This window comes from Micavibrio aeruginosavorus ARL-13 (assembly GCF_000226315.1).
In the GTDB taxonomy this organism is placed as follows: domain Bacteria; phylum Pseudomonadota; class Alphaproteobacteria; order Micavibrionales; family Micavibrionaceae; genus Micavibrio; species Micavibrio aeruginosavorus_B.
On sequence record NC_016026.1, the window covers coordinates 1,614,969 to 1,637,267 of the forward strand.

Sequence of the window (22,299 nt, forward strand, 5' to 3'; positions counted from 1 at the left end):
ACTGCCCTTTTATGAGGTTTTGAAGCACCGTGGCCATTACCGCAGACCAAATCCGCGCCGCCCGGGCCTTAAAAAACTGGAGCCAGGCCGACCTCGCCGAGCGGGTCGACATGGCCACGCCGTCCATTGGCAACATCGAATCCGGCAAACACAACCCCACCCCCCAAACACAGGCCGCCATTATCGAGGCGTTTGAAGATGCGGGGATTGAATTTATTGATGGGGGTGTGCGCGTTAAAAAACACACCGTTGAAATCCTGACTGGGAAAGAAGGCTTTCTCGAATTTTATGACGATGTGTATGCGGAGATAAAAAAATCAAAAGAAAAGACGGTCTGCGTCAGTAATGTCGATGAGCGTAAGTTCGTTGAATGGCAAGGTGACCAGTTGGGCGAGCACTCTGAGCGTATGTTGAAACTCGGTGTTCGCTATCAAATCCTGATTGAACATGGCGATACGTTCTTCCCAGCATCCAATTATGCCGATTATCGCTGGATGCCTAAAAATACGTTTTATACGGTCCCCTTTTACATTTACGGCGACAAGCTGGGCATGATGGTCTTTGGCGACGAGCCGCGCATCTATGTTTTGAACGAGCCGGAAATCGCAGCATCCTATCGCAAGCAATTTGAAGAAATCTGGAAAAAATCGGAGGTTCCGCAGAAATGAGGAGCCTGAGCGATGCAGACATTCTCCACGCCTTGCGTAAAAAGGAAGAAAATCGCTTCCTGAATGACAGCATCGACCTTTTTTCAGGTTGCCGTACCGGGCATATGAACCCCTACGCCTTCAACGAACCCAAAACAAACGACGACCCCGTGCGCGGTGGCGAACATTGGGGCCGTTTTGTAAACACATCACGTGATTATTATCTAATCAGCGAGGAAGCACAGCTGATCCAGAATTTTTCCGCCGAAATTGGTGCCATATTGCCCCCCAACGCCCTGTGCGTTGACCTAGGCCCCGGCGAAGAAAAGGCCGTTCTTACAAAAACATTCCCCATTTTGACCGGCATGTTCAACCCATCGGGATATGTGGCCGTTGATGTGAACAACAAGTTCATCCATAACGCCTCCACCTTGGTGCAAGATAAACTACAAATTGAATCCAGCGGCATTCTGGCCGACTTTTTTGAAGAAACGCTGAGCATTGCCGCACGCACACCAAAAGTTATGGTTTTGTTCGGCGGCCTCCTCTGCAATCTGGGTCGCGGTAAAACACCGTCCTTGATTGAATTATCAAACAGCCTGAAAAAACTGCGCAAACATGCGCAAACGGGTGATTATCTGGTTATTACACAGGATATTAACCACAACCAAACAACATTGAACGCGGCCTATAATCACCCCGATCTGGCGCGGTATATCATGACACTGACGCACCGTATTCAACGGGATTTGCCAACGCGGGATTTTAATCCCGATCACTTTGAATTCTATTCCGAATGGGATTCCGCCGAACACGTTCAAATTTTGGGCGCGCGCGCAAAAGCACTCTCAACCTTCCAAATTGCCGACCATGCCTTCGCAATCCGCAAAGGAACGAAAATCCCGCTGGTCAATTGTTACAAATTCCCGGCAGAATTTTTCCTGCGCGCTTGTCACTCCGCCGGATTTAAAGCCGTTAAAACATTCCATGGCACATCCGACCGGATTATCCTGCACGTTCTTCAGGCAGTTTAATATTTTTCACGCGCCGTTGATTTTTCGGGCTTTGGCAACGTTTGCCACAAAACCTCAAAAACTCCTCTTTGAGCATTTGCCGCGTTTTCATCATTGATAATAATTACAGCCCCAGGCTCAGGTTTCTCAAAACTACTATCCAGCGTCATTGCGAATTTTGTTCCGTAAACCATGCTAATGCTGTTCACAAACAGGTTTTTGGGAATAAGGCGGTATTCATCAAAATCACCCATTAAATATGTATCATCTTCATTCACAATGTTGCGTATTTGTATTCCCGCCGAACGGATTTTTCGAATTTGTTCAACAACCGCTGGAGGAGAAATTTCATCAATAGGCACAAAAACGTACCAAATACGCTCCACCTCCGGGAGGTCTTTCAGCGTCAAATAGACATCCTCAAGAACACTTAAATACAAATTTTGCCCCGGGAAATCTTCCTGCGAGAACGTTGTAATACGTTCATCAAAAGAGCGTTTTTCGACACCGTTCTTTGTAAACACAATACCCGCCAACAAAAACGCCTCATAAATTTTGTCGAGCATCTGGGCAGAAGGTTTCTGCTTCCCGAGTTCAATATTTGCAATTGAGGGCACCGCAACGTTGGCACGGTTGGCCAGTTCCGTCTGGCTCCACCCCTTCAAGGCACGGGCGGCACGAATTTGATCAGGCGTAATCATGGGGTTTATCTCTTTGGAAACTCACGAATATTAAAAATAATATAGCATGCAATAATTTTTATATCAAATTTTCTTGCGTCAACACAAAAAAATATATAAAAAATATTTTATTCTATATTTATTAAACAATAACGGAGAAAGTGATGAATATCCAAAACGCCGAAACAAAAATTCAACGACTTGACCTGGATCGTGTACGCGCCTATTTGGCAGAAAAAAGAAATGGCACCCCTCATATGCAAAACAGGTCGAGCAAGACTACCGCGATTTCCTGAAGCTCTACGCCGCCGCACCAGACGGAGAGTTTGTCTCCACCCGTGACGTCGATGATTTCTGGCACGCCCACATCCTACACGTCAGCAAGTATATCAATGACTGCGTTGATGTTTTTGGTTTCGTCCTTGATCATTTGCCTGTTGTTGAAGAGGGAAAAGACTTAACCCCCTATCATGATCGTCACCAAAAAACGCAAGAATCGTTTGCTAAAATCTTTGGCCGATCCATGGGGAATGGGAACGACAAAACGGCCATATGTTTTAGCGATGCTCCGCAGAAAAATGCCATCTGCTTCGGTCGTGCACCATATGTGGGCGCTATCTGCTTTGGCAGAGCCCCCACACTAAAAATTTAACAATAAGAAAGCATAAAAATATGAGATCCGCACCGCTGCAAATCCGCTGCATTCGCATTCGGCTTAAGCAAGGAAGCATGCGCGCCATAAAAGAATGGGAAACATTCCTAAAAACCCATAAAAATGACGTGATGCACACATTAAAAGCCGAAGGCGTTTTACTGGAATCCGTCTTTTTGGAAAAAAGCGGTGCGGATAATTATTTAATCTACATTATGGCCTGCCCCGACTTTGAGCACGCACGAGAAACTGCAAAAGAAAGCAAAAATATCGTCGACGAGTTTCACAAAAAATTTAAGCAGGATTGGTGGGAAGATAGTGAAGAGCTTGAGCCCTTGATTTTCTTTTACAACGACCAAAGCTCACAAGGCACAAAAATATAAAATTCACCCTTAATTCCCCACAAACACACAATACGCTGGCGTGGCAGGATTTTTCTGTCACGCCATTTTTTGATTTTTTATTGTGTTGACGGTGAAGTGCGGCGCGCCACGTTAGTTGCAGAGTTGAAGCAGCATGGAGAACGCCCATGATTCATCTTGGCCCCGATGCACCGGGCATCATTTTATTTTCATCGGCCCTCAGCGCCGTCATCGCATTTGGTACCGTGATGGCGTTGTGCATGACACTGGTTCTGGAGCCGATTGCCCCGATGCGTGGGGAGGATGGGCGGCCGGATCCAAGCATAATGGTCCCGCAGGATCTGCCGGAAACAACGCTGAAGCTATATTGATGTTTGGGAAGAGAGGGTGGTGACTGCTCAGGGATTCGAACCCTGGGCCTACTGATTAAAAGTCAGTTGCTCTACCGGCTGAGCTAAGCAGTCTTACCCGTTGCAAACGCCCCGTGGTGGCTGGGTGCGTATATTAGGCCGATGCAAAATATGAATACAGGAGCCCTTCGTCAAGGTTTCTTTTCAAAACAATCCCAAAGAACTGCATTTTTTTTGAAAATATTGGAATCTTTGGGGTTTTTTGGCCCCGCGACCCCGTCCACCCCTGTGCGGAACCATGGCCAAAGGGTTATTTCAGGCCAAATTTGGCTTTCATCCGGGCCTCAACATTCGGTGTAACCACGCCCGACACATCCCCGCCCAGCGAGCAGATTTCCTTCACAAAGGATGAGGACACGAATTGCCACTTGTCCGAGGCCATCAAAAACACGGTTTCAATGTCCGGGTTCAGCTTGGCGTTCATGCCCGTCATCTGAAATTCGAATTCAAAGTCGGATACGGCCCGCAAGCCCCGGATAATGCACGACGCCCCGGCATCGCGGGCGAAGTCGATCAAGAGGTTGTCGAATGGACGCACATCAATGTCGCAATATTTATCGTGCATGTTGGCAATGTCGGTTTTGACCAGATCAATGCGTTCATCAATGCTGAACAACGGTCCCTTGCGCACGTTGGATGCCACGCCAATGATCAAACGGTCAACAATCTTGCTGGCGCGTTGAATAATGTGCAAATGACCTTTGGTCATCGGGTCGAATGTGCCGGGGTAAACGCCGACGCGGTGTTTGGCGGCCTCTAGGCTGGGGTTCATGATCCCTACTCCTTAATATCCATTCCCATGTAGCGGACCGGTACCGGCCCGTTGTTCCATTCCCCGTTCCGCAAGAAATCGGGGAACACGATTGGTAATTCCATCAGCTCGGCATGGGTGAAAAAACGAACTTCCTCAACGCTGCCACCATGGTCAACCCATGAATCCTGTATCTCACCCGCAGCGATCGCGCAAATAAAATGCGCCTGGAGCGTGTGGTGCGCGGCCGCGGGGTCGTAATATTCGGATACGGCGTATAAATCACCGACGGTGATGGTTAAACCCGTTTCCTCATACACCTCGCGTCGGACGCAGGATTTAATATCCTCGCCCAAATCGGCCCGCCCACCCGGCAGAGTCCAGAACGAGCCATCCCCATCCCCCCGCACCAAAAGCAGACGGCCCCGATCAACGATCAGGGCCCGTCCGGCAACTTGTGGCGCGGTGTGTTTGGCCATTATTCCTCAACCGGCGCGTCGGTATCATTGGCAGGCGTTACAACGTCACCGTCAATGGCGGCATCGTCACCTTCCTCGCGGATCAGCCAGGCGACGGAAACAACTTTCTCGCCATCCGCAACCTTGAACAGGGTCACGCCCTGTGCGCTGCGGCCTGTGAAACGAACGTCGTGCACCGGCATGCGGATCAATTGGCCCGCATCAGACACCAGCATCACTTCGTGTTCGTCCGTCACCGGGAAGGTGGCGATCATTTCGCCGCCATTCTTCGCCGTTAACGCCATGTTGGTCACACCTTGACCACCACGGCCCGACAAACGGTATTCATAGGCCGATGTGCGTTTGCCAAAACCCTTGGCCGTTACGGTCAGCAGGAATTGTTCTTTTTCCTGCAATTCCTTGAAGCGGGATTCGGACAATTGGATATCGCCGCCTTCAAATTCCACGCCCTCTTCGTCCGCGCCACGCAATTTGTTGGCCATCTTCAGATAGGCCGTGCGTTCATCGGCGGTGGCCTCGACATGGGTCAGGATGGACATGGAGATGACTTCGTCGTCATCCTTGGCCAGCTTCACGCCGCGTACACCGGTCGATGTCCGGCCAGAAAAGACGCGAACATCATCAACCGGGAAGCGGATGGCTTTACCCAAACGGGTGGCCAGCAGGATATCGTCATCTTCGCGGGCGATTTTGACGGAGATCAGCTTCTCACCCTCTTCCTCCAGCTTCATGGCGATCAGGCCATTGGAGCGGATGGAGCGGAAATCGGACAATTTGTTCCGTCGGACGTTACCCTTGCTGGTCGCAAAGATAATATCCATCGTATCCCAGATTTCTTCATCTTCCGGCAAACGCATGATGACGGAGATATTTTCCCCCTCCTCCAGCGGCAGCATGTTGATAAGCGCCTTGCCCCGTGCTTGCGGCGTGCCCAGCGGCAATTGCCAGACCTTCAGCTTGTGCACGATCCCGCGGCTGGTGAAGCAGAGCAGCGGCGTGTGGGTCGAGGCCACGAACAGGTCGGTGACGAAATCTTCGTCCTTCAGACCCGTTCCGCTGCGGCCCTTGCCGCCACGGCGTTGCGCGCGGTAGGTATCCAACGGAACGCGTTTGGCGTAGCCGCTGTTGGTGATGGTCACCACCATCTCCTCACGCTGAATCAAATCTTCGATATCTTCTTCGAATTCCGCATTCACAATTTCCGTGCGGCGCGGCGTACCGAATTTCGTTTTGACCTCGATCAATTCGTTGGTCAAGACCTGCAGCAGTTTTTCGCGGCTGCCCAGAATGGCCAGATATTCAGCAATCGCATCGGTGATTTCTTTCAGTTCATCACCAATCTTGTCACGTTCCAGACCGGTCAAACGGTGCAGGCGCAGGTCCAGAATGGCTTTGGCCTGAATTTCGGACATTTGATACGTGCCCGCATCATCCACCAGATATTCCGGATCGTCGATCAAGGCGATCAGCGGCGCGACATCGCCCGCCGGCCAGCGTTTGGCCAACAATTCTTCCTTTGCCACGCCCGGGTTCGGCGCATTACGGATCACGGCGATGATTTCATCGATATTCGCAACCGCCACAGCCAGACCAGCCAAAACGTGGGCGCGGTCACGGGCTTTGCCCAGTTCGTAAATCGTGCGGCGGGTAATGACCTCTTCGCGGAATTTCACGAAGGCGGAAATAAAATCGCGCAGCAGCAAGGTTTGCGGGCGGCCATGGTTCAAGGCCACCATGTTGCACGGGAACGACGTTTGCAGTTGAGTGTGTTTATACAGCTGGTTCAACACCACATCGGCGATGGCGTTTTTCTTCAGCTCGATCACAATACGAACACCGTCGCGGTCGGATTCATCACGAATTTCCGCCATATCCTCGACGATTTTTTCGCGGCCCACTTCGCCCAGGCGTTCGAGCAAGCGGCCCTTGTTCACCTGATACGGCACTTCGTGCACGATGATGGCTTCGCGTTTGTCGCGCATATCCTCGATCGAGCATTTCGCCCGCATCATGATCGAGCCGTTACCGGTCATGTAGGCGGATTTAATGCCCATACGGCCCAGAATTTGCGCACCTGTCGGAAAATCCGGCCCGTGGATGTAGGCCATCAAATCTTCGGTCGTCACATCCGGGTTTGCAACATAGGCACAACACGCATCAATCACTTCGCCAAGGTTATGCGGCGGAATGTTCGTGGCCATACCCACAGCAATACCGCCGGCCCCGTTCACCAGCAGGTTCGGAACGCGCGCGGGCAGCACCGTCGGCTCCATCGTGGATTCGTCGTAGTTGGGGCGGAATTCAACCGTGTCCTTGTCGATATCGTCCAGCAACGCTTCGGCAGCCTTGGCCAGACGCGCTTCGGTATAACGCATCGCCGCAGCCGGGTCGCCGTCCATGGAACCAAAGTTACCCTGACCATCGATCAGCGGCAGGCGCAGAGAAAACTCCTGCGCCATACGAACCATGGCTTCGTAAATTGCGGAGTCGCCGTGCGGGTGGTATTTACCCATGACGTCACCGACGATACGCGCCGATTTCTTGTAGGATTTATCGGACGTGTACCCGCCCTCTTTCATCGCGAAGAAGATACGGCGGTGAACCGGCTTCAAACCGTCGCGCACATCGGGCAGCGCACGGGACACGATCACGCTCATCGCGTAATCGAGGTAGGATTTCTTCATCTCATCTTCGAGGGAAATGGTCGGGAGAATCGGATCCTGGGTCGCGGTATCGGTCATTGTTCTACGGCCTTTATCAAAAACGGCGGAAACGCTTGGTTTTCTTGTGAAATTTCAAGGCCATTAAGTAGCATTTTTACCCCCTTCAAACAACGCCAAAATGGCAAAAAACGGGGCTTTTCCAGCCCCGTTAAAATGCAGATAAAACATTGAAATTAAACGAATTTTATTCCGATGCCGGGGCCGCCGGGGCCGGGGTGTTGCCAAATCGCTCATCCGCCAGCGCCTGATCCAGCATCCGGATGATTTCCGGTTGCAGTTTTTCCTGATAAATCGGCAGTTTTTTGGCCACGGCCTTGGCCTCAGGCGAGCCGAAATAATCGACCATGGCTTGTAATTCCGCCGTGGTGAACAATGCCACCATCGTATCAACGGACATTTTTTCCAGCGCCTCATAATCGAACGCCTTGTCCACCATGGCGATAAAACGCTCCTGATCCGCCGGGGGCAGATTACGAGCCACCTGGTTAACCGCTTCGCTCACCTGCTCGCGCGCCGGGCGGATTTTATGCATTTCCAGCGCCAGTTCACGGCGTTTGGTCACATCCATATCATCCTGCGCAAAGGCCGGGACAGACATGGCAAAAACGACAAAAGCGGACAGAAAAAAGCGCAACATGGGGGTTCCCTTATCTGGCGGTGAAGTCCCCTATCATAGCGGCTTCGCCCGAAATGTCACCCCTGCCGCAAGCAACGTCTTAGACGGGTTTTAAATCCATAACATTGGAGCGGGCCGGACTGTCCCAGAAATCAAAGGGGAATGTGACGATGTCTTTTAACACGACATCCTTGCCCACATTTTTGGCATCGTAATAATCGGTGCTGTTCGGCCATGCGGCTTGCGGGATAAGACGCACAATCCCGCCACGCGGGCTGTCCATGTCCCCGGCATAACGGGGGAGCACGTGCAGATAGGCCCGGTCCATCATCTGCCCGCCGGCGCGCCCGACATCCCACCCGATATTGTACCCATCGGGCGGCGTTGTGCCCGCCTGTTGCATGGCCATGATTTCCAAAGCCAACTCCAATTGCGCCAGAAACTCGCCTTCGGAACAATCCAGCAGGGATTTACGGTGCGCGTGCGGCAGCACCACGCTGTGTCCCCGGGCCACCGCCGCATCACGGGGCAGATTGACGGCATAGGCCAAATCATTACGCGCCACCAATGGCATCATCGTGGTGACATTTTTTTCCAACGCACGTTGCGTTGATTTTGTCGCGTGATTGTAAAAATCGGGAATGGTGTGAAACGGCATGCGCACCAATCCACCCAAGGGATTGATTTTATGCATGCGGTTCACGGTATTGTAACGCGGCATGATATGCATGTGCGCATGCGCAATGGATTGCCCACCATGAAACCCGATATTCCAGCCCACATTGTATCCATCGGGTTTGAAATGCGCATTGAACGCGGCGGTCAGCGTTTTGAACATGCGGAAATGTTCCACCAATTCATCGCGTGCCAGATCGGTAAAACGATACGTGCCAAAATCCCGCGGCAGAACCAGCGTATGGCCAACGGTGGACGGAAACCCGTTGGACACGGCAAAGGTCAATTCCCCCTGCCCCAGCCAGTCGGACCGATCCGTAAACGGGCTGGGCCGCATGCCCTCGGGCATCCGGTCACGCGCGGCGTTATAAAATGTCGGCTTGATGGGGTTCATGCCTGTTCCAACCTTTTATTTTCCGGAACATAGAGGCATCCCCGCCCAAAAGGCAATAAAAATCCCCCGATTGGGGGAATTTCATCAGGAAATCAGCCGTTTTATCAACGCACTGGCGTCACAGCGCCCAAAGCCCTGATCGGACAGTTCCTTATAAAATTCACGCAGCTGCGCCGTGATGGGCAGGTTTGCGCCGTTGTTTTTCGCCTCGTCCAGCGCAATGCCCAAATCCTTGTAAATCCAATCCACGGCAAAACCGAAATCGAATTGGTCGCGCACCATGGTCTTGCCACGGTTTTCCATCTGCCAGCTTTGGGCGGACCCGGCGCTGATCACGGCCAAAACTTCGTCCATATCGAGGCCGCTTTTCATGCCGAACGACAACCCTTCGGCCAGTCCTTGCAACACGCCCGCAATGCACATCTGATTGACCATCTTGGTCAATTGTCCCGCGCCGCTGTTCCCCATATGGCGCATTTCGCGGGCGTACACCGTTTTAAAAATCGGCGCGACCTTATCATACGCGGCGCGATCACCGCCGCACATGATCGTCAGAACACCATTCACCGCACCCGCCTGCCCGCCCGATACGGGGCAATCGAGGAAGGTCACGCCTTTGTCGGCAAAGAACGCCACCATTTCACGCGACACATCGGCGGACACCGTTGTGTGATCAACAATAATGGCCCCGGCCTTCACCGTATCGGCCACGCCATTTTCACCGGTCAAAACCTGACGCAGATCATCATCATTGCCCACGCACAGGCAAATCAAATCCGCATCGCGTGCGGCGTCTGCCGGGGTCAGGGCTTTGCGCCCCTGATATTCGCCCAGCCATTGATCGGCCTTGGCCACACTGCGGTTATAGACGGTGACGTCCGCGCCACTCTTTTTCGCCAGATGCCCGGCCATGGGATACCCCATGACACCAAGACCAAGGAACGAGATTTTTTGCATGATGATACTCTTTTCTTTTAACGGCGCAGGGTCATGTAATCCCACCACACGCCCTGACGCCCCTGGCGGTCGGCATCATCGCCCAGAATGGTGGCCTTGAACCCGACATCAGCGGCCAGACGTTTCACTTCGCCCGCCCCCACCTTGTACATCGGACGATCATCCGGCGATGGGCCATGGCGCAGGGACATATAAATCAACGCCCCCGGTGCGGCCATATCCCACATGGCGCGCATGGTGGTTTTGCGTGCCTCGGGGGACAAGTGCATCCACACCGCGCTCATCACCATCACGTTAAATTCACGGTCCAGTGCCATGACATCGCGCATATGTGGCAGGGTATCGACCATGTATTGCACAGCCGGGTGGGATTTGCGGTCTTCGGCCACGCGGATCATGTCGGCGGCGGCATCAAAGGCCACAACATTAAACCCCTTTTCCGCCAGCCATACGGCATCGCGGCCCGTGCCGCACCCGATATCCAACGCGTTCATACGGGTGGTGCCATCGCATTCCGGCAACAACGGCTCCAACCCCGGCAACACGGCGGGCGAGCTCATCGCATTGTATAAATCAGCCAGTTTTTCGGCCTGCTGGTTATACGCGATAATGCTGATATCGTTTTTGCTTCTGCCTGTCATGTGCGCGTCCCCTTCAAATAAAAGGCCCCGGCTTTATAAAACCGGGGCCTTAACGCATTCAAACTTTATTTAGAACGGAATTTCATCGTCCATATCGTCGATACGGGCGCCGCCGCCAGACGCCGCACGCGCAGGCGCCGGTGAACCGTAATCAGCACCGCCACCCATGTCATTCGCGCCACCAAAGCCCGAACCACCGCCGCTGCGGGAATCCAGCATGGTCAGTTCGCCACGATACGGGCGCAAGACCACTTCGGTCGTGTATTTTTCTTGGCCGTCTTTGTCGGTGTATTTGCGGGTTTCCAATTGGCCTTCGATGTACACTTTCGCGCCTTTTTTCAAATAACGCTCAGCAACAGTGGCCAGATTGTCGTTAAAGATTACGACGCGGTGCCATTGGGTGCGTTCCTGACGCTCGCCGGAATTCTTGTCTTTCCAGCTTTCGGATGTGGCGATGGACAGGTTCACAACCTTGCCGCCCGACTGCATCATCCGCACGTCCGGATCGTTGCCCAGATTGCCCACCAGAATAACCTTGTTCACGCTGCCAGCCATGGCCTGCTCTCTCTCATGTTCTATATTTGTTTCGGGAAAACCGGGGTCACTATTACCCATCAGGCGCCGGATGAAAAGCCCGTTTTGCGCCATTTTGGCGGTTATGCACCAGGACGGGCCGACGCGGCCACTTTTTCCTTGCCCCACTTGCCAAGCTTACGTAAATTACCCTCCTTGTAAAAAGAGTACGTAAAAAGCCCGGAAAACGTGGGCATCTACCAGGGAGCACAGATATGGTACTGACTCAGCACAGTGAAAACCACCTGAAAACCTTCGCGAGCATCAGTGCCATCGCTGAACAAGTTGGGGCCCTTCCCACGCATTTTCCCGACCTGAACGACGGTTTAAAAACATTGCCGCAGGATGTCGTCCGCGGCCGCTCATTCCATGAAATCGTCATTGATGATTTTCTGGAGCTTTACGCCTGCATCGCCAAAGACCTTTCGGCGGACAAGGCTTACCCCGAATTTTACGGCGAAATCATGCGCCACAGGAACGGCGAAGCCATCGCCCTGGAAACCGCGCAGGAATTTCTGGCCGCCCATATCGAACAGGTGAGAAAAGACGCAAACCCGTCCTATAACATGGAATGCGTCGGTCTTCTGGAACTGTCGCCGAAGGGCCAAGAAGCCATTCCGACCGTAACGAGCCTTTTCAAAACCATGGCCCGCCTGTTCGGCCAGCTGCATCTCAGCGACGAAGCGATTCAAACCAACAGCCTGGCCGAAGGCCTGGCCGCTGCGATGGAACAAATTTATCCGGAGACAACAGAAACACCGACACAGAGCGCGGAAGCGCAGGCTGTTTCAGCCGACGATTTCGGGCCCGAGGAAGACGCCCACGATGTCTTGTCCATCTATGGCATCAACATCGCCGAAAGCATTGCAAAGCCGCCGCAGGCCCCCGAATTTGACGGCGCGATTGAAACCCTGTCGCGCGTCCTGTTACGCCCGCATGGCGCACAGGCCTTGCTGCACGGAAAAGATTACAGCAACGCGCGCATTATGGTTGATATCCTGGCCCACAAGATGGCCGCGGGTGAAGGCCCGGGCTATTTAAAAGACGCCTCTATCTACCGTATCAGCCTGACTGAGATGCTGTTGAAATCCGCTGATTCCGGCCCCGCCGGGCAGAGCGCCAAGTCGATGCTGGGCGATGTTTTAGACACCACCAGCGCCCACAATCTGGACAACCCGGATGAACCGATCATCCTGCATTTCGACGATTATGGCTGCACCCAAAAACCGCTCAGCTATGACGCGATGATGATGGATTCCACGGGGATGTTGCGAACCATCATAAAACATTACGCCGACAATGATCCCAGTCTGATGATGGTGTTCAACGCCACGGATGCGGAATTGCATGACCTGAATGAGGATACAGCAAAATTCGAACGCATTGCGACACCGGAACTGTCCACGGATTCCGTGTTGCTTCACATGCTGAGAACCGTTGTAAATCTGGAATCACAAAAATCCATTGAGATCAGCGACTCCGTTCTGGAAGATATCATCCAAAAATCCGATGCCCATATGCCAAAAACAGCATCGCGCATGATCCGTGCCACCGATGTCCTGTTGTCCGCCGTTGCGGATGCAGAATTGAAAGGCCACGACACGCTGACATACGAATCTGTCTGCGTCGCCGTTGCCGCGCGGTCGAAAAAACCGCTGGAAACCATCAATGGCGATGGTGCCAGCCGCTACACCAATCTGGCCGAAAAATTGTCTGGCAAAGTATTCGGACAGGATGAAGCCATCAAGATCGTTGCCGACACGCTGGAACTGGTTGGGCATGGATTGCATGATCCTAAACGCCCGTTTGGGGTATTTTATATGACCGGCCCGACCGGCGTAGGGAAAACCGAATTAGCCAAAGTTCTGGCCGATACGCTCGGCACCGACCTGATCACCGTTAACATGGCGGATTTCAGCGGTGAACACACCATCAGCCGCCTGCTCGGCTCCCCCCCGGGCTATGTCGGATATGGTGATAAAACCGCATTGGAAGACGTGGCACAAAAACCATATGCCGTGATTTTGATCGATGAGGCCGAAAAAGCCCACCGCACCGTTGACAACGCCTTCATGAAGATCATGGACGAAGGGGAACTGACCCTGCTCAACGGCAAGCATATCGACTTCCACAACACGGTTTTAATGTTCACCAGCAACCTGGGGGCCCGTGACGCCGAAGAGGCTGGGAAAAAGAACGGTATCGGGTTCAGCGCCAGCAATGGGCAGACTGAACGCGATCTGGCCAGCAAGGAAGCCCGTACCAAAGCCATTCAAGAAACACTGAAACCGGAATTCCGCCAGCGCGCGACATTGATCGACATGAACAGCCTGACTCCAGATTCTGTGCGATCCATTGCCTTTAAAAAGATCAATGACGTGTCCGATCGCCTGCGCCAGAACAAGGCCTATGCGAATATGGACATCGACCTGACCCAGCAGGCCATGGATGAATTGATGAAAATTGGTTATGACCGCGCCAGCGGCGCACGCCACATGGAACGGGCCATCCGTGACAATGTGAAGGTACCGTTGGTCCACTGGCTGAACAAAAACGCCGATCAGGTCGCTGGCAAAGCTTGCACCTTGGTTATTGAAAGCGTGTTGAAAGACAGCTTCCGCGCCAGCGTCACACAAAATGCAAGGGCCGTGGCCGTGAACGACAACAGCGAGGGCAGACCCCAACGCCGCCCGGCCACACATGCGCAGCCAAGCCCCCCGAAACCGCAATAATCACAAAGGCCCGCCCCAAACAGGCGGGCTTTTTGCTGGCACCATCCGGGAAAAGCGGCAGAAACCATAGACTTTTTGGCATCTTCCCCAGCCCCGTACTTTTTTATAAAGATATTTCTTGCCCCACACCAAAGCTTTATGTAAATTAAAGCCCAGAGAAAAGACAAAAACCGCGTAATTTATAAGCGTTATCAGGGAGATAAAGAATGGCCGAGACCGCCCGCGAAACAACCCTTCTGAGCATCTTCAACACGATTGAAGCCGTCATGGCCCAGATGCAAACGCTGGATAAACACCCAGGGGTTCTGACGTTCCTGGAAAGCGCTCCGACGGACCTGGTTCAAGGCCGCACTCTTAAAGAAATTGTTGCAGATGATTTGATGGAGCTTCACGCCCTCGTCTTCAAAGATGTGTCTGCCGATGGGCGAAATGCCGATTTTTATTTCCAACTGATGCAACATCGCCATCAAGCCATGGTGTCCCGCCCCGATGCGGATATGACGTTGCGTTACAACGCCGACAAAAAGGCGGAGACAAAACAAAGCGCCTATATCCCCATGGCCCTGCGCCTGACGAAAGACGTTCCGTCAATGGTACAGGTTTACACCTATCTGCAAGACAGCTTTGAACAACTCAGCGGCGGATTTGGGCAGATTTTGTTCAGCAACGACGCCATGGTGTCCTATCAGGCAGCAAACGACGTTGTCGTATCCCTGCAACAAAGCGATGATAGCGGGACAAAGAAAAACCTGGCATTCATCCACACGGATGACAGCAAGATCTCGAAAAAATTGCGCTCTCTGTTGAATGAATATGCGTCCGATTTCACAATCGAAGCCAAAGATCTGGACGACAATCATGGCCGCGACGAAGACGTCAAACGCCTGTCCCGCGTATTGTTGCAACAAAAAGGTGCCAGCGCTCTGCTCCATGGCGGCGAAGGCATCGGAAAAAGCACTGTGGTCAAAGCCCTGGCCAGAAACATGGCCGAAGGCAAAGGCCCGGGCCAGATGAAGAATGGCAGCATTTTCAAATTGAATCTGGCCGACATGCTGTTTAACGGCCCGTCATCGGTTATCGACAAAAAACCGCAGGTGAAAGACGTCCTGCTTGATATTTTGAACAATGTGGCCGATCACAACGCCAAAAATCCGAAAGAACCTGTGATCCTGTATATCGAGGACTTTGGAAATTCGACATCGGCATTGAAAGAAAATATGACCGCCCTGCGTGCGCTGATCGCCCACGAATTGTCTCAAAATAAGGACCTGCATTTGATTGCCAGCGCGACAGACCAGGAAATATTCCTGATCAAAAAACAATCGCCGGATGTTGCAGCCGTATTTGAAACACTGAAGCTTCAAGAACTGCCCGCCGATATTGCGATGATACAATTGCAACGTCATGCGGAAAAGATTTCCAACTATCACTCGGTTGAAATTACACAGGACGCTTTGGACCATATCGCGGCAAAAACAGACCGTTATATGCCCAACCAATTCCGCCCCGGAAAAGGCATTGGCATTTTGCTGTCCGCCGTTGCGGAAAGCGAGCTGAACAACGAATCCACGCTGAGCATTGCGACGATTGATAACATCATCGCCGAAAAAACCGGCTTGCCACTGGCTTTGATCGGCGGATCGGCATCGGATCGCATCGAAAATCTGGGCGACACCCTGTCCCAGCGGATTTTCGGCCAGGACGAAGCCGTAACAAAAATTTCAAAAACCATTGGGTTGGTGAACCGCAATTTGCACGACCCGAAAAAACCGCTGGGCGTCTTCTACCTGATGGGCAGCAGCGGTGTCGGCAAAAGCGAACTGGCAAAATCCTTGTCTGAATCGCTGTTTGTTGATGAAAAGGCACTGATCACCGTCAACCTGGCCGACTTCGCCGAAAAACACACGGTCAGCCGGATTGTCGGTTCCCCGCCGGGTTACATTGGTTACGGTGAAGAAACCGCGCTGGAAGCCGTGGATAAAAAACCTTTCTCTGTCGTTCTGTTCGACGAAGCAGAAAAGGCCCACCCGGAAGTCGACAACGCCCTGATGAAAATCATGGACGAAGGTGAACTGACCCTGCTGAACGGCAAGAAACTCAACTTCCGTAACTGCGTGCTGATCTTCACCAGCAATTTGGGTGCAACCGCCGCCCAAAATGCCGCCGATGAAATCAAGGAAAAGGCGAGCATCGGCTTCACCGCACCATCGAGAGAAGAGCGCGAAAGCGATGCCAGCAAAGCCGCGGCGAAAGAGCGTTTGCAAGCCGCGAAAGACCGCCTGAAACCGGAATTCCGCAACCGGGCGACCTTTATCGACATGAACGATCTGACACCGGATGTCGTCCGCACCATCGCGCTGAAGAAAATCGACGGTGTATCGGCCAGCCTGCGTCAAAACAAACTCTATGCCGGATTGAGCGTCAAACTGTCCGATGCGGCCATGGATGAATTGATGAGCGTTGGCTTTGATGCCAAGAACGGTGCCCGCCCGATGGATCGCGCCATCCGCGATTACGTGAAGGTGCCGCTGGCTGACTGGCTGAAACAAAACGAAGCCGATCTGGCCGGGGAAACCAAAACCCTGACGATCGACAGCGTGAAGGACAGCTTCACCGTAACGGCCACCGCGACCGCCGCAAACCAAAACAAAGCGGGAGCCACCCAATCGGCATCCACCCGCAAGCCCGGCGGCCCGACGGCGCAACCGGCCTAATAGACAGCAGTTTTAACACCACCTTGCCCCCGGCGTGACCCGCCGGGGGCTTTTTATGCGCTTTGCGCCAAAAAGCCCCTAGCCAAGCCGCCCCCGAATCCCATATACATGGAAAGCCAGAGTAGAACTTTTCAGGAACATTTGACGCTATGTTAAAGACCATCAGCATCCGCGGCGCGCGGGAACATAATCTGAAAGACGTCGATGTCGATATGCCGCGCGATTCCCTGATCGTGATGACGGGGCTGTCCGGATCCGGCAAATCCTCCCTCGCCTTTGACACGATTTATGCCGAAGGGCAGCGCCGGTATGTGGAAAGCCTGTCGGCCTATGCCCGCCAGTTCCTGGAATTGATGCAGAAGCCGGACGTGGATTCGATCGAGGGCCTGTCCCCCGCGATTTCCATCGAACAAAAAACCACCAGCCGCAACCCCCGATCCACCGTCGGTACGGTGACGGAAATTTACGATTATATGCGCCTGCTCTGGGCGCGCGTCGGCGTGCCCTATTCCCCCGCGACCGGATTGCCGATTGAAAGCCAGACGGTCAGCCACATGGTCGACCGCATCATGGATATGGGCGAAGGCACAAAGCTGTATCTGCTGGCCCCCATCGTGCGTGGGCGCAAGGGTGAATATAAAAAGGAATTGGCCGAACTGCGCGCCAAGGGGTTCCAACGTGTGAAGATTGACGGCACGTTGTATGAAATTGATGAAACGCCCACGCTCGATAAAAAAATAAAACACGACATCGAAATCGTCGTCGACCGTATCATTGTGCGCGCCGATCTGGGCAACCGTTTGGCGGACTCGGTTGAAACCGCATTAAAAATGGCCGAGGGGCTGTTGATTGTTGAAAACGCGGAAAGCGGCGAACAAACGCTGTTTTCAGAAAAATTCGCCTGCCCTGTATCCGGATTCACCATTCCCGAAATCGAACCGCGTTTGTTTTCATTCAACAACCCGCATGGCGCCTGCCCGACATGCGATGGCCTGGGCGTGAAATTGTTGTTTGATGAATCACTGGTCGTGCCCGACCCGTCCAAAAGCATGGAAGACGGGGCGATTGATCCGTGGTCGAAGAATTTCAGCAAATATTACCTGCAAACCCTCGCCGCCGTGGCCAAACATTACAAGGCCACTGTGGATCAGCCGTTCAAATCCATCCCGAAGAAAGTGCGCGACATCATCCTGTATGGCAGCGATGAGGAAGTCATCACCTTCACCTACGATGACGGTGTGCGCAGTTACAAAACGAAAAAACCGTTCGAAGGCGTCATTCCAAATCTGCAACGCCGCCTGTTGGAAACCGACAGCGCGGGCGTGCGCGAGGAATTGTCGAAATACCAATCCTCCGCCCCGTGCGAATCCTGTGAGGGCTATCGCCTGAAACCCGAAGCGTTGGCCGTGAAGATCAACAAAATCCACATCAGCCAGGCCGCCGAAATGGGCATTGGCGAGGCCCTGGACTGGTTCGGGGCGCTGGATAAGAAACTGACAAAGCAGCAACGCGCCATTGCCGAACGGATTTTGAAAGAAATCAATGAACGGCTGCAATTCCTGATGAATGTGGGGTTGGATTATCTCAACCTCTCCCGCTCCTCCGGCACATTGTCGGGCGGGGAAAGCCAGCGTATCCGTCTGGCCAGCCAGATTGGATCAGGCCTGACCGGTGTTCTGTACGTTCTGGACGAACCATCCATTGGCCTGCACCAGCGCGATAACAACCGTCTGCTGGAAACGCTGAAACGCCTGCGCGATCTGGGCAATACGGTCTTGGTTGTCGAACATGACGAAGACGCCATCCGCATGGCCGATTACCTGATCGACATGGGTCCCGGTGCCGGCATTCACGGTGGCCAGATTGTAGCCCAAGGCACCCCCGCCGAAGTGATGAAAAACAAGGACAGCATCACGGCCGATTACCTGACCGGGCGAAAATCTATTCCCGTTCCCAAAACACGCCGCCCCGGCAAGCCGAAACAGTTTATTGAACTGAACGGATGCACCGGGAACAATTTGCAAAATATCGACGGGAAAATCCCGTTGGGCACCATGACGTGCATCACGGGCGTGTCCGGATCCGGCAAATCGACCTTTACCATCGACACGTTGTTCCAGGCCGCCAGCCAGAAATTGATGGGCACGCGCGAAGTGCCCCTGCCGTACAAGGAAATCAAGGGCCTGCACAATGTCGACAAAGTCATCGACATTGACCAATCGCCGATTGGCCGCACGCCACGGTCCAACCCCGCCACCTACACCGGGGCCTTTACCCCCATTCGCGAATGGTTCGCCGGCTTGCCCGAGGCGAAAGCCCGCGGGTACGAGCCGGGCCGTTTCTCCTTCAACGTTAAGGGCGGACGGTGCGAAGCGTGTCAGGGCGACGGCGTCATCAAGATTGAAATGCACTTCCTGCCCGATGTTTACGTCACATGCGATACGTGCGACGGCAAACGCTATAACCGCGAAACGCTGGAAGTGAAATTCAAGGGCCAATCGATTGCCGATGTTCTGGACATGACGATTGAAGAAGCGGCAGAGTTTTTCAAAGCCGTACCATCCATCCGTGAAAAAATGGAAACATTGGTCGATGTTGGCCTCGGTTATATCAAGGTCGGGCAACAAGCCACCACCCTGTCCGGGGGTGAAGCCCAGCGTGTGAAACTGGCCAAGGAACTGGCCCGCCGTTCCACCGGGCGCACGCTCTATATCCTTGATGAACCAACCACCGGCCTGCACTTCGAAGATGTCCGCAAATTGATGGAAGTCCTGCACAAGCTGGTGGATCAGGGCAACAGCGTCGTGGTCATCGAACACAATCTGGAAGTCATCAAAACCGCCGACCACATCATCGACATCGGCCCCGAGGGGGGTGACAAAGGTGGACGGATTGTGGCCCAAGGCACACCGGAACAGGTCGCGGCGACCAAGGGCAGCTATACCGGGCATTATTTGGCCCCGTTGCTGACCCCGGCGAAAGCGGCAGCCAAGGGCAAAAAAACGGCGTAAGCCCTTTTCAGCCATACACTCCTCATCCCCGCCTTGTGCGGGGATCCGGGGGCCATAAGGCGCCAATCATCCCGGTCCTTTCCGGATCCCCGCACAAGGCGGGGATGACGGAACATCAAAACCTAACACATTGAAATAAAACAATAAAAATCCACAAATTTCACACTTGCGCCCCATTATCAAGTTATGGTAAATATAAGGGCGCCTGAATTCAAAAAAACCAATAAAAATCAGGCTTCAAATAGGTAAAAAACGGTGGTGTGCAATGTTGAACGGTAAAACATATTACGAAATTCTTGGCGTTGATGCGAAAGCAGAAGATGCGGTGATCAAGGCCGCCTATCGCGCCATCACCAGCAAATATCACCCCGACAAAAATCCGGGCGATAAAATCGCCGAGGAAAAAACCAAGGAAGCCAACATCGCCTATGCCGCGTTGAGGGATGATCGCGCCGGTTATGACCGTCTGCTGGCTGCCACATACGCAACAAACAAGCCCAGCGTCAACCAACCCCCATCCACCGAAGTGCGCGAGTCATACAGCCCGCCGCAAAAATACACCGAACCCAAAACACCACAGGCCCAGGCCACAGCTCCGCAGAACGAAAAGCCGGGCTTTGACCGTGCAGAAGAAAAACCCGGCTTTGAACGCGCTCAACGCAACGCCGCGCAACGCCAAGCCAACCTGAATAAGAAATCCGGTCTGGGAAAATATTTCGTTGCTGCCGCTCTGGGCGGGGCCGCTTTGTGGGCCTATAACGAATTTTTCAAAAACGACATCGACGTCAAACCCGTACCGACGCCGGTGCCAAACACCATTCAACAGGCCCCCCAGGCAACCGCCCCGCAACAGCCAACAGGCAACGGTTACGTTATCCAGCCGGGTGAATTGTCACCGCAGTGGAAAGCCATCGTTTGCGTGCCCCGCATTCCGCAAGACCGCATGGGTGATAACGCCTATCGCGTCAGTGAAGTTCTGCCGCAGCAGGAAAAAATTGATGCCATTATCGAAGGCATGAAACGTGACCCGAACAGTGAACTGGTCAAAATGGCCCAACGCAACAACACCCACATTCGCGTAACTTACACCCCTGCGGGTTACAAGGCCGAGCCGATCATTCACAACATTACGAACACATTCTCGCTGAATTGTGACAAGGGCTTTTTCCGCTATCCAAGCGCCAAGGAACCGCAATACAGTCTTGAAAAATTTATGACAGCCCCGATCAGCAAGCTGAAACCCATTCGTTATTAAGAGTGACCGCCATGACCGAACACAACGAAGCCGAACAAGCCAAAATCGAACACAAACCCGCCGCCGCGCAGCGTTTCAAAGCCAAGGCGAGCGAAATCCTGAAAAAAACACCTGGCGTTCTGAACCGATCAGGCCGTTTCTTTGGGCGCGGCTTGTTGAAAACCGGAAAACGACTGGGGGTGGCAACATTGTTCGGGGCCGCCCTGACCAAAAAAATGGGTTGGAAGGGTGCTGGCTATCTTCTCGGTATTCCGGCGGCCATTGCCGCAGCGGTTGTGATTGGTGGTATCGCCATTCCCGTTATTGCCGCCGTAGGGGGTATCTGGGGCCTGAAGAAACTAAACAATCATATCCCCCTGCAAAAAACGCTCGGCTGGGTCGCGATTGGTCCGATTATTGTCGCCGCGGGCCAGGCCCTGTTCCAGGAACGCATCAATCCGGTGGAAAGTCCTAAAGACGCCTTCGACTACACGCTCAGCCAGTCGGGCCAAAATTACAAAACACTGGGCAACTGGATCATGACCGGCGGCATGTGGGCCGTTGATAAGGTCAACGGTACAATTGACCTGAGCAAAATTCCTGCGGAAAAAGTGAAGGAAACAGCCGCCTCTTATGGGCTGACGGATACATTCACAAAACAAACAACCGTGACACTGAGCATCCCCGACAATCACATGGCGATTGAATGCCATGAAAAATTGACATCGGATTTCAAGAAAGCCAATGGGGAAAAACTTCAATCCCTGAAAGATTATAACACCAAGCGCATCAATGAGTGGAAAGCAGATCCCAATGGGCTGATCGCGGAATTCGCGAAAAAAGGCGACGTCATGATCATCTATCCGAAGTTCAATGACCAATCCCAGCATTTGGTTGCCCCGCGCTCTTATGCCCCCAGCTCTTATGCAGCGTGCCCGCAGGGTTATGAACGCGACCTGCACCCGTTGAAAACCTGGATTCAGAACAAGCACACGTCCCGTTAATCCGCACGGGCACGACAGAATAAAAAACCTC

General features: G+C 53.2%; 18 protein-coding genes and 1 tRNA gene. 9 read left to right on the top strand and 10 right to left on the bottom strand.

Translation table 11 applies throughout. From position 1 onward, the window contains the following. Positions 1 to 29: 29 nt before the first annotated feature. Positions 30 to 668, top strand: a complete 639-nt coding sequence (locus MICA_RS07650) for a helix-turn-helix transcriptional regulator (protein WP_014103158.1) — start codon at positions 30 to 32, stop codon at positions 666 to 668. Then, a complete protein-coding gene (locus MICA_RS07655; RefSeq protein WP_014103159.1) occupies positions 665 to 1,681 on the top strand; it encodes an L-histidine N(alpha)-methyltransferase in 1,017 nt (338 codons plus the stop codon). Before MICA_RS07650 ends, MICA_RS07655 begins: the two co-directional genes overlap by 4 nt. Here the strand turns inward: MICA_RS07655 and MICA_RS11895 are convergent. Next, a complete protein-coding gene (locus MICA_RS11895; protein WP_014103160.1) occupies positions 1,678 to 2,361 on the bottom strand; it encodes a helix-turn-helix domain-containing protein in 684 nt (227 codons plus the stop codon). The genes MICA_RS07655 and MICA_RS11895 overlap by 4 nt on opposite strands. A 651-nt stretch (positions 2,362 to 3,012) precedes the next feature. Here MICA_RS11895 and MICA_RS07665 point away from each other — a divergent pair. Continuing rightward, the gene (locus tag MICA_RS07665) at positions 3,013 to 3,375 is read left to right on the top strand and encodes a DUF6176 family protein (RefSeq protein ID WP_148260450.1); all 363 of its coding nucleotides are present in this window, start codon (positions 3,013 to 3,015) and stop codon (positions 3,373 to 3,375) included. Between the two features lie 146 nt (positions 3,376 to 3,521). Continuing rightward, a complete protein-coding gene (locus MICA_RS07670) occupies positions 3,522 to 3,725 on the top strand; it encodes a hypothetical protein (protein ID WP_014103162.1) in 204 nt (67 codons plus the stop codon). 17 nt (positions 3,726 to 3,742) lie between these two features. On the opposite strand, the gene MICA_RS07675 is transcribed toward MICA_RS07670, so the two are convergent. From MICA_RS07675 to ssb, 9 genes are all read right to left on the bottom strand, one after another. Further along, positions 3,743 to 3,818 (bottom strand) — tRNA-Lys (locus MICA_RS07675). Positions 3,819 to 4,014: 196 nt separating this feature from the next. Next, positions 4,015 to 4,536 (bottom strand): pantetheine-phosphate adenylyltransferase, encoded by a 522-nt coding sequence (gene coaD, locus MICA_RS07680; protein WP_014103163.1) that lies wholly within the window; start codon positions 4,534 to 4,536, stop codon positions 4,015 to 4,017. 5 nt (positions 4,537 to 4,541) lie between these two features. After that, entirely contained in the window at positions 4,542 to 4,994 is a 453-nt protein-coding gene (locus tag MICA_RS07685; RefSeq protein ID WP_014103164.1) for an NUDIX domain-containing protein, read from the bottom strand. After that, the gene (gyrA, locus tag MICA_RS07690) at positions 4,994 to 7,735 is read right to left on the bottom strand and encodes a DNA gyrase subunit A (RefSeq protein ID WP_014103165.1); all 2,742 of its coding nucleotides are present in this window, start codon (positions 7,733 to 7,735) and stop codon (positions 4,994 to 4,996) included. The genes MICA_RS07685 and gyrA overlap by 1 nt, the downstream gene beginning before the upstream one ends. A gap of 166 nt (positions 7,736 to 7,901) precedes the next feature. Next, positions 7,902 to 8,354 (bottom strand): DUF2059 domain-containing protein, encoded by a 453-nt coding sequence (locus tag MICA_RS07695; RefSeq protein WP_014103166.1) that lies wholly within the window; start codon positions 8,352 to 8,354, stop codon positions 7,902 to 7,904. A 79-nt stretch (positions 8,355 to 8,433) separates the two neighbouring features. Further along, positions 8,434 to 9,402, bottom strand: a complete 969-nt coding sequence (locus MICA_RS07700) for an HIT family protein (protein ID WP_014103167.1) — start codon at positions 9,400 to 9,402, stop codon at positions 8,434 to 8,436. 84 nt (positions 9,403 to 9,486) lie between these two features. Beyond that, a complete protein-coding gene (locus MICA_RS07705) occupies positions 9,487 to 10,359 on the bottom strand; it encodes an NAD(P)-dependent oxidoreductase (RefSeq protein WP_014103168.1) in 873 nt (290 codons plus the stop codon). A 17-nt stretch (positions 10,360 to 10,376) separates the two neighbouring features. Next, a complete protein-coding gene (locus MICA_RS07710) occupies positions 10,377 to 11,000 on the bottom strand; it encodes a class I SAM-dependent methyltransferase (RefSeq protein WP_014103169.1) in 624 nt (207 codons plus the stop codon). Positions 11,001 to 11,069: 69 nt separating this feature from the next. Then, a complete protein-coding gene (ssb, locus tag MICA_RS07715) occupies positions 11,070 to 11,555 on the bottom strand; it encodes a single-stranded DNA-binding protein (RefSeq protein WP_014103170.1) in 486 nt (161 codons plus the stop codon). 233 nt (positions 11,556 to 11,788) lie between these two features. On the opposite strand from ssb, the gene MICA_RS07720 reads away from it, so the two are divergent. The 5 genes from MICA_RS07720 to MICA_RS07740 all read left to right on the top strand — a co-directional run bounded on the left by MICA_RS07720 (position 11,789) and on the right by MICA_RS07740 (position 22,268). Further along, on the top strand, positions 11,789 to 14,305 hold the full coding sequence (locus MICA_RS07720) for an AAA family ATPase (protein ID WP_014103171.1): 2,517 nt from the start codon (positions 11,789 to 11,791) through the stop codon (positions 14,303 to 14,305). Between the two features lie 206 nt (positions 14,306 to 14,511). Further along, positions 14,512 to 17,019, top strand: coding sequence for an AAA family ATPase (locus tag MICA_RS07725; protein ID WP_014103172.1), 2,508 nt, complete (start codon positions 14,512 to 14,514; stop codon positions 17,017 to 17,019). A 149-nt stretch (positions 17,020 to 17,168) separates the two neighbouring features. Continuing rightward, complete coding sequence (uvrA, locus tag MICA_RS07730) at positions 17,169 to 20,030, top strand: excinuclease ABC subunit UvrA (RefSeq protein WP_014103173.1); 2,862 nt, start codon at positions 17,169 to 17,171, stop codon at positions 20,028 to 20,030. 265 nt (positions 20,031 to 20,295) lie between these two features. After that, the gene (locus MICA_RS07735) at positions 20,296 to 21,285 is read left to right on the top strand and encodes a J domain-containing protein (protein ID WP_014103174.1); all 990 of its coding nucleotides are present in this window, start codon (positions 20,296 to 20,298) and stop codon (positions 21,283 to 21,285) included. Between the two features lie 11 nt (positions 21,286 to 21,296). After that, positions 21,297 to 22,268 (top strand): hypothetical protein, encoded by a 972-nt coding sequence (locus MICA_RS07740; RefSeq protein ID WP_041793925.1) that lies wholly within the window; start codon positions 21,297 to 21,299, stop codon positions 22,266 to 22,268. Positions 22,269 to 22,299 lie beyond the last annotated feature (31 nt).

What these genes read in the sequence shown, in the direction of transcription:
- MICA_RS07720 (WP_014103171.1), top strand. Translation starts at nt 11,789, where the DNA reads ATGGTACTGACTCAGCACAGTGAAAACCACCTGAAAACCTTCGCGAGC.
- MICA_RS07740 (WP_041793925.1), top strand. Translation starts at nt 21,297, where the DNA reads ATGACCGAACACAACGAAGCCGAACAAGCCAAAATCGAACACAAACCC.
- MICA_RS07700 (WP_014103167.1), bottom strand. Translation starts at nt 9,402, where the DNA reads ATGAACCCCATCAAGCCGACATTTTATAACGCCGCGCGTGACCGGATG.
- MICA_RS07670 (WP_014103162.1), top strand. Translation starts at nt 3,522, where the DNA reads ATGATTCATCTTGGCCCCGATGCACCGGGCATCATTTTATTTTCATCG.
- coaD (WP_014103163.1), bottom strand. Translation starts at nt 4,536, where the DNA reads ATGAACCCCAGCCTAGAGGCCGCCAAACACCGCGTCGGCGTTTACCCC.
- MICA_RS07655 (WP_014103159.1), top strand. Translation starts at nt 665, where the DNA reads ATGAGGAGCCTGAGCGATGCAGACATTCTCCACGCCTTGCGTAAAAAG.
- MICA_RS07735 (WP_014103174.1), top strand. Translation starts at nt 20,296, where the DNA reads ATGTTGAACGGTAAAACATATTACGAAATTCTTGGCGTTGATGCGAAA.
- MICA_RS11895 (WP_014103160.1), bottom strand. Translation starts at nt 2,361, where the DNA reads ATGATTACGCCTGATCAAATTCGTGCCGCCCGTGCCTTGAAGGGGTGG.
- MICA_RS07710 (WP_014103169.1), bottom strand. Translation starts at nt 11,000, where the DNA reads ATGACAGGCAGAAGCAAAAACGATATCAGCATTATCGCGTATAACCAG.
- gyrA (WP_014103165.1), bottom strand. Translation starts at nt 7,735, where the DNA reads ATGACCGATACCGCGACCCAGGATCCGATTCTCCCGACCATTTCCCTC.
- MICA_RS07685 (WP_014103164.1), bottom strand. Translation starts at nt 4,994, where the DNA reads ATGGCCAAACACACCGCGCCACAAGTTGCCGGACGGGCCCTGATCGTT.
- MICA_RS07705 (WP_014103168.1), bottom strand. Translation starts at nt 10,359, where the DNA reads ATGCAAAAAATCTCGTTCCTTGGTCTTGGTGTCATGGGGTATCCCATG.
- ssb (WP_014103170.1), bottom strand. Translation starts at nt 11,555, where the DNA reads ATGGCTGGCAGCGTGAACAAGGTTATTCTGGTGGGCAATCTGGGCAAC.
- MICA_RS07665 (WP_148260450.1), top strand. Translation starts at nt 3,013, where the DNA reads ATGAGATCCGCACCGCTGCAAATCCGCTGCATTCGCATTCGGCTTAAG.
- MICA_RS07695 (WP_014103166.1), bottom strand. Translation starts at nt 8,354, where the DNA reads ATGTTGCGCTTTTTTCTGTCCGCTTTTGTCGTTTTTGCCATGTCTGTC.
- uvrA (WP_014103173.1), top strand. Translation starts at nt 17,169, where the DNA reads ATGTTAAAGACCATCAGCATCCGCGGCGCGCGGGAACATAATCTGAAA.
- MICA_RS07725 (WP_014103172.1), top strand. Translation starts at nt 14,512, where the DNA reads ATGGCCGAGACCGCCCGCGAAACAACCCTTCTGAGCATCTTCAACACG.